The 6,869-nt window shown below is 43.9% G+C and carries 6 protein-coding genes and 1 tRNA gene; 2 read left to right on the forward strand and 5 right to left on the reverse strand.

All coding sequences use genetic code 11. The features are described 5' to 3' along the window. Positions 1-475: 475 nt before the first annotated feature. From OEV79_12080 to OEV79_12095, 4 genes are all read right to left on the reverse strand, one after another. Positions 476-561 (reverse strand) — tRNA-Leu (locus OEV79_12080). A gap of 194 nt (positions 562-755) precedes the next feature. Further along, positions 756-1,298: a DUF2948 family protein gene (locus tag OEV79_12085; protein MDH4212174.1), complete on the reverse strand. Its 543-nt coding sequence runs from the start codon at positions 1,296-1,298 to the stop codon at positions 756-758. Position 1,299: 1 nt separating this feature from the next. After that, positions 1,300-1,668, reverse strand: a complete 369-nt coding sequence (locus tag OEV79_12090) for a hypothetical protein (GenBank protein ID MDH4212175.1) — start codon at positions 1,666-1,668, stop codon at positions 1,300-1,302. A 5-nt stretch (positions 1,669-1,673) separates the two neighbouring features. Further along, positions 1,674-3,161, reverse strand: coding sequence for a T9SS type A sorting domain-containing protein (locus OEV79_12095; GenBank protein MDH4212176.1), 1,488 nt, complete (start codon positions 3,159-3,161; stop codon positions 1,674-1,676). A gap of 263 nt (positions 3,162-3,424) precedes the next feature. Here OEV79_12095 and OEV79_12100 point away from each other — a divergent pair, with 263 nt between their 5' ends. Together OEV79_12100 and OEV79_12105 are read left to right on the forward strand one after the other, a co-directional pair. Then, on the forward strand, positions 3,425-4,849 hold the full coding sequence (locus OEV79_12100; protein MDH4212177.1) for an FG-GAP-like repeat-containing protein: 1,425 nt from the start codon (positions 3,425-3,427) through the stop codon (positions 4,847-4,849). Positions 4,850-5,019: 170 nt separating this feature from the next. After that, positions 5,020-5,730, forward strand: a complete 711-nt coding sequence (locus OEV79_12105; protein ID MDH4212178.1) for a hypothetical protein — start codon at positions 5,020-5,022, stop codon at positions 5,728-5,730. A gap of 452 nt (positions 5,731-6,182) precedes the next feature. Here the strand turns inward: OEV79_12105 and OEV79_12110 are convergent, their stop codons facing one another. Continuing rightward, positions 6,183-6,785: a site-specific integrase gene (locus OEV79_12110; protein MDH4212179.1), complete on the reverse strand. Its 603-nt coding sequence runs from the start codon at positions 6,783-6,785 to the stop codon at positions 6,183-6,185. Positions 6,786-6,869: the final 84 nt, after the last annotated feature.

Consider the following 6,869-nt stretch of genomic DNA (forward strand, 5'->3'; position numbering starts at 1 on the left):
GGTGGAGAAATGTCTATTCCGCTCGGGGACTTGAATGTCGATGACCAGAGCATGGTGGAGTTCATGATCGATGCCAAACAAAAAGGCGTTGAAATAGACCGCACGCCGTGTTTGAAGTTCAACGTAAAACTCAAAGACGTAAGACTACAGAATTGGACTGTTTGATTCGGCAAAGCCGTATCAAACAAATCCAAATAGCAAAAACATATAGTACATCATCGAAAATTACAGCCATTCAAGGTCATTGCGAGGAGTACCGAGCGTGCCGAGGGACGACGAAGCAATCACAAAGCGCAAATACAAAAATTCAAAACTTGCTGTTTATGTCATTATAATTTTGAAATTTGAATTTGTTTAGTATTTAGATATTAGAATTTGGTATTTGGCATTCCGTGGTGATTCCCTCGTGGCAGGATGGTTAGTGCGTTATGGCTGGACTAAACGAATGATTGGGGTTAATTGCTTATAATAGGAATGCCGAGAGGGGGAGTTGAACCCCCACGCGCCTTTCAGCACTGCGGATTTTGAGTCCGCCGCGTCTCCCAGTTCCGCCATCTCGGCTTTTACTGATGACAGATAACAGTAATGAATCATCCACTATCAGTGTAGATTATACACAGATGGAAATCGAAGTCAACGAATAATCAGTCGGTCGTCATTGCGAGGAGCGTAGCGACGCGGCAATCTCCGCCGACTGGCGACGCATCGTTCCTGGCGGAAATGGGTGGGGAGGTTCCGCAGAATATCGTGATACCCTATTCTGAATCATTTCTTAACCTACGAGGTGGAGTATGGTTCTGCTGGTCCGTCGTTTCGTCTTTGTACATATCCTGCAGCAATTGCCAAGGATAGCCTATCTCAATCCAATAGAGCAAAGTCACGTAATAATGAGCATCGGGTATCTGTTCGCCAATATCTGCCATAATACCATCAAGCCTATTGACTCTCAAGAGGATTCTTGTGCCATTACAGCAGATGATTCTTATCTCTCTCTTTGTCGATTCGTACAATATGGTGATCATTTCATCAACAGGCTGTTCATCTAGGATCTTCATTTCATCAACATTTTGGAAGATCAGCTTCGTTCTTACCACCGGTGCAGAAAGTACTTGGTATATAAGGAAATCACGTTTTTTCTTGGCTTCTTTATATAGAACCCGCCAAAACTCTACAGAAAAGGTCTTGCCCCGTTCATCGTAAGAGATATCGGCTATGGCGAAATGCTGATCATGATAGTATTCTGCTGCTTCTTCTAGGCTCTCGCGCGAATCTATATGAAATTCCCAACCGGATTGCATGTTATCTCCTTCTTTCTTTATACCGTAGTCCGAGATACAAAGAAGCTGCGGAACCTATCACTAAGTTGATGATATACAATATTACAACTTCATTGGCTGTCGTACCTTTCACGAGTGCGGCGGTCATGGCTGGTATGGGATACAATGGGATGCTAAGCAACGCATAGGCATACTTTTTTCTGAACAAGGAAGCAATATTGAGATACACTGCAAGTTGTAGTATCAAAGACAAGAACACGAAGAACATTATCTTCATGGCGGGAGATAGGATGATACTGAAGGCATAAAAGGTAAGCAGGAGTGTGAAAACAAGGATATTTGCTCCTACGAGGATGCCAGCAACTGGTGCAATTCTCCAATCTGATCGCATGTTAGTCACCTCAGTAAGACTACTGGTATGGATTGTACACCATTCGGCGATTGGATGTGAAGAAAGTACACCCCTGATGATATGCGACTGCCGTGATTGTCCGTGCCGTCCCAGACTGCTGATCCTGGCTGCTCGATAGTTGATACTTGATCAAAAGCCTTAACCAGACGTCCTGAAGAGTCGAATATTTCCATACTGACTACTCTCGGCACCGAGTGTCGTACGGTCGTTGTGTGTCTGAAAGGATTGGGCGTAACACTGAACGCTGTCGTTTCGTAGTGGGTTTCGGGCAATTCCTCTATACCAGTTTCGTTCTCCCCACGCTTGTAGAAGATTTTGGCTACCGTGTCTATTCTGCCATCGATCCATACAACGTGCAGCCGATTGTTATTGTCCACGGCAATCCGAGCCTCTATCGACCAAAAGGTATGCGGCGGAAAAACGATATCCAGAGGCGGTATAACTACATTACCTAACGTATCCATCTTCGTATACACTATCCAGGCAAATTCTCTGGATCTGTTTTCATCCCACACGGTATGCAAGTATTGATCTGAATCAATCGCCACATGACACTGCCAACTACTGTAATATGGAACACTGACGCACACAGGATTAACCATGATGTTCCCGCTGTTATTAAGTTTTGTGTAATAGATGCTATTTCCAGATCCTGCGGGACTCTTAAAAAAAACATGCAGATTACCACTATTATCACATACAAGAGAAGGGCTAGTGCCCTGAGTGACAATGCTATTGGGTACAATGATGTTCCCATATTTGTCGACTTTTGTGTACATGAGCCATTCAAAAGGTGGACAATTGGCTCGAAAGAGAATGTGATTGTTGCCAGCACTATCGACGCAAATGCTGGGATAATAACAATTAGTATCTGGAGGCGATACCGTTAACTTGCTGACCAGCGTATCGCCGTTACTATTCAAGAGCGTGTAGTTGATCTGTTCGACATATTGAGTCACCTCGGTTTCCTCCCATATGACACGGATATCATCCCATACGTCAATGGCTATTTCCATGGCAATAGGACCACCGCCACCGGTGCCGCTCACAACGAGATGAGGCGAAACAACTACGGCACCATTGTTGGCGAATTTTGCATAGCCAAGCCCATAACCCTCATACGAAAGTGCCCGCCAGACAAAATGAATATTATCCTCAGCGTCAGCCTCTATCCTCACATAACGGGAATAGCCACTCGGAGATACTTCTGTTTCCGGGATCAGACAATTACCCAGACTGTCACGTTTTGTACAATATATGTACCCACCAGTCCAACCCGCACTGTCCCAGGCTACCCAGACATTATTCTGATTGTCTGTCACCAGATCAGGATAATCGCTATATCCAGCAGTCTGAGGGCTGATCAGAATATCATCTGACCAGCCTGGTGGGTAGGCATTAAGGAGATCACATGCCGATATAAGAATTGTCAGAACAGTAAATACACCAGCCACTCTATGAACACTACTCAATCCTTCCTCCGCAAGATTTTAGCCTACAAGAAGGGTATGTCAATAGATTCTGGATTACAAAAAAAAGAGGAGCCAGCCACAAAGCCAGCTCCTCACTTTGTGCGGTATTTTCTCTGGTCTGACTTGGGGATACGTTGTAACAGGCACATATTGACAACCTCCATTCAGGTGATATGCTGTGTCAGAAGATACTTATTGTGAAATGGTAATATGGTAATTTTGACGTATAGGATATTCCTGCTGCTCTACCTTCAAAGAGGGAAATGACGATTCTCTTGATACTTCCATTACTGCTCAGCAATTTCGTTGAGAAATGGTATTTGCCTCAAGGAGTTAGTGGTTTCGGCAATACTGTAATGCAGGTTATAGATACTGATCGAGATACGCATCTTGAGTTTATTTTCACGACTTATGGCAGTTGGCCGCCTTATGTCTATATTTTCGAGCTGCACTTGCCTAATGATTGGCAGGTTGATTCCGTTCCGCTGGTTGGTGGCGATCTGCTCTGGGACTCCGGTGATTTTGATAACGATGGTTTATATGATCTAGCACTTCAGTTTCATATTGAGACTCCATCATTGGCTGACGGCATAATGATCTACGAATCCGTCGATTCTTTTTCCTATCCTACTGAGGAGGTGTGGCGGGATACAGTGGGGTTTCCATTGGTTACGCCAATCTGTGTTCATGATATTGATCAAGATGGTCTGCCGGAAATCGCGAAAGTATGTGGTTATTACACTGACTTGGAAATTTATGAATCCATCGGCAATAATCTTTACGAACATGTCACTACAGTCATAACCGCCGCAACACATACTTCAATGTCTACGCTTGCTTTTGGTGACTTTGATTCGGATAATCAGAACGAATTTGTCTGGGGTTACTCCGGTGGTGAATATAGCATCTGGGAGTGTACTGGCAATAATACGTATCAAGAAGTTCTTCTCCAGCAACTTCCGACACTCAACATTAGGGACTGTTTTTCTGTTCCTGACGCCGATGGTGACGGTAAGATGGAATTTGTGGTTAAGGGATATGTGATCCCAAGTGCTGAGATTCATGCTTTCATCTTTGAAGCAACAGGTGATAATACCTATGAGATCATCAAGACCTTCACATTATGGGGTGGTGATTACTATGGTGGTTATTCAGACGTTGGTGATGTGGATGGCGATAGTATCCCGGAAATTGCCCTGGAGGGAAGACAGACCATCCATATCATCAAAGCGGCCGGTAATGATTCATTCTATGTCTGGGAAACCTTACCGGGCAACGTCAGCGGTTCGAGTGTGCGTGTGTATGATGTCGATGGTAATGGGTTATCTGAGGTGATAATTTCCGGCAATAACCAGACGAAGATCTATGAATATCAAGTTGGAATAGCAGAAGACAATGAATCATCGCGTCCTTTGAACACTATGGAAGTTCACCCCAATCCGTTCAAGAATATTCTGGACATCAGATTTGATGCTCAATATGAAGGTGAGATTACTGTGAATGTTTATGATGTTTCGGGCAGGTTGATCAAAAATCTCCATTGTGGATCTATTCAGGGTAACGAAATGTTCACCTGGCAAGGTGACGATAACGATGGTAGACAGACACCCCAAGGCGTTTATTTTGTCAGGATCGAATATCCTGGGTTGGAACAAATCTTATGTGAGAAAATCATTAGAATGAAGTAATTATTCTTGGTGAATCATGAGAAGGGGAGTGATCGATTAAGATCACTCCCTCTTCTTTTTTGTGCGGTATTTGTGTGGTGTATTTACCAAAACATAGGGTAATAGACAGAAAATCCATGAAACGATATTGACACAGTAATTATTAATATTATAATAACCGTGGAGAGCTCGTGATAAACCTCCAAATTTTCTGTATACTACTGCTGTTTGAATTAGGGGCTGCGAATAAACCCATCTATGATGTGCATGGCAACATGCAGTCCATTTATAGTTGTGATTTTGGGTCTACGTTGGATAATCATGGAATAATTCTTTGCGATAAAGCAAGATTTTTCGATTACAAGAATATTCCCATTACAATTAAAAATGCAACACACGAAGATAATTCGGCGAGTGCGAACAGAATAACTTATGGAAAAGTGATGTTTGAGGCTGCCGGAGCAGCAGGATGCAGTTTTCTGCTTGGTCTCATCACATACCAGGTGACTGATGACTGGATTTCAGCTTACTGTGTTGCTGCTCCAATCGGACCGGCAGTTGGTGCAACTTTGGTTGGCAACAGCGTAATGGAACCAAACGGTTCTTTCGGAAGGAGTGTGATAGGTTCGATTACCGGAGCCGTAATTGGTGGAGCGATTTTTTATGGTGTGAGTTGGGTAATTGGCGTTAGTCACGACATTAATTCAGGAGACAAGTATTGGATTGGTATCGTTCCTGCTGTATCATTTCCCATAATCGGTGCAGTCGCAGGATATAACGCAGGATATGCTGGGGTTCATGCAAATTCAATACAGTTTGACGCAAGGAGCGATTGCACCAATGCATTTGACAAACCCAATAAGGTGTCAGCCAGAATCCAACTTATCTCATTAAGACTCTGACGAACCACATAGGGGTCGGCAGTCATCAAAACCACCGACCCCATGTGCGGTATTTGTGTGGTGTATTTACCAAAACATAAGGGTGCAAAGGGGGACACCCCCTTTTCTCCATGAAGTTTTCTACAAGACGCCGAAAACTTCGTGGAGACCTCGAATTCCCCGCCCCGGCGATCGCGAGTGCAAATTACTCTGGGTTGATGCCGAGTTGGATGCATCCTGTCACGCCTCATCGTTAAGCATTTCGCCACTCTTTCTTGATCTATCGATAGCACTAAATAACAGGCAGAAAATCCCTCAAAGGACAGAATGGGTGAAAACATTATCTGGCTTGGGTTTGCTTGATTTTGGCTGGAATATCGAAGGTTGTCAAAAATGGTGGAATCGGATTTTGAGTCCGCCGCGTCTCCCAGTTCCGCCATCTCGGCGTCAATACTGACAACACTTTCCCAGCACTAATCATTTGCCATGACTCGATGTGCGGTATTTGTGCGGTCCTCGGAAGCATTATATTCGGAAAAATCCAGTTTGTCAACCGCATCTCTGAGATTCTTGTTTGAAAGATGACTGTATCTCAAGGTCATTGAGAGTGTCTTGTGCCCAAGCAGTTTTTGAACCTCCAATATCGGCACACCATTCATGACTAGATGAGAAGCAAAGGTATGTCTGAGATCATGGAAGCGTAGATCAGACAATTTGGCTCTGTTGACTGCTGCCGTGAATCCATCTTTGATATCCCGATAAGGTTTCCCATCTGGGTGCGAAAACACGTATTGTCCAACCAGCTGTTGACCGAGAGAAATAAATATCTTATATGTAGCATCATTGATTGGAATTATCCTTGATGTATTGTTCTTCGAGTTTTTGATAGTGATCATCCGAGTTTTGAGATTGATGTCACCCCAGGTTAGGTTCAGAATTTCTCCTTTTCTCATTCCCGTATTCAAAGCCATAATCACGATAGGTTTTAGATGGTCAGCACAGCAATTGAGCAGCGTTCTGATTTCCTCATCCTGAAGATAGCGCAACTGTTCTGTTTCAGCACATGTGGGACACATTGGCTAGAATTTAGTAGACACTCTTAGGGTTGTGCTCCGTCCAAAAAGGGGTATGATTGAGTGCCCCGAGGAGGAGACATGGAG

It is taken from the genome of candidate division WOR-3 bacterium, from assembly GCA_029858255.1.
Classification (GTDB): Bacteria; Hydrothermota; Tepidihabitantia; order SM23-42; family SM23-42; genus SM23-42.

Bases quoted from the DNA above. Each gene is read 5' to 3' on its own strand.
- OEV79_12085 (MDH4212174.1), bottom strand. From the start codon at position 1,298: ATGCAATCCGGTTGGGAATTTCATATAGATTCGCGCGAGAGCCTAGAA.
- OEV79_12090 (MDH4212175.1), bottom strand. From the start codon at position 1,668: ATGCGATCAGATTGGAGAATTGCACCAGTTGCTGGCATCCTCGTAGGA.
- OEV79_12100 (MDH4212177.1), top strand. From the start codon at position 3,425: ATGACGATTCTCTTGATACTTCCATTACTGCTCAGCAATTTCGTTGAG.
- OEV79_12110 (MDH4212179.1), bottom strand. From the start codon at position 6,785: ATGTGTCCCACATGTGCTGAAACAGAACAGTTGCGCTATCTTCAGGAT.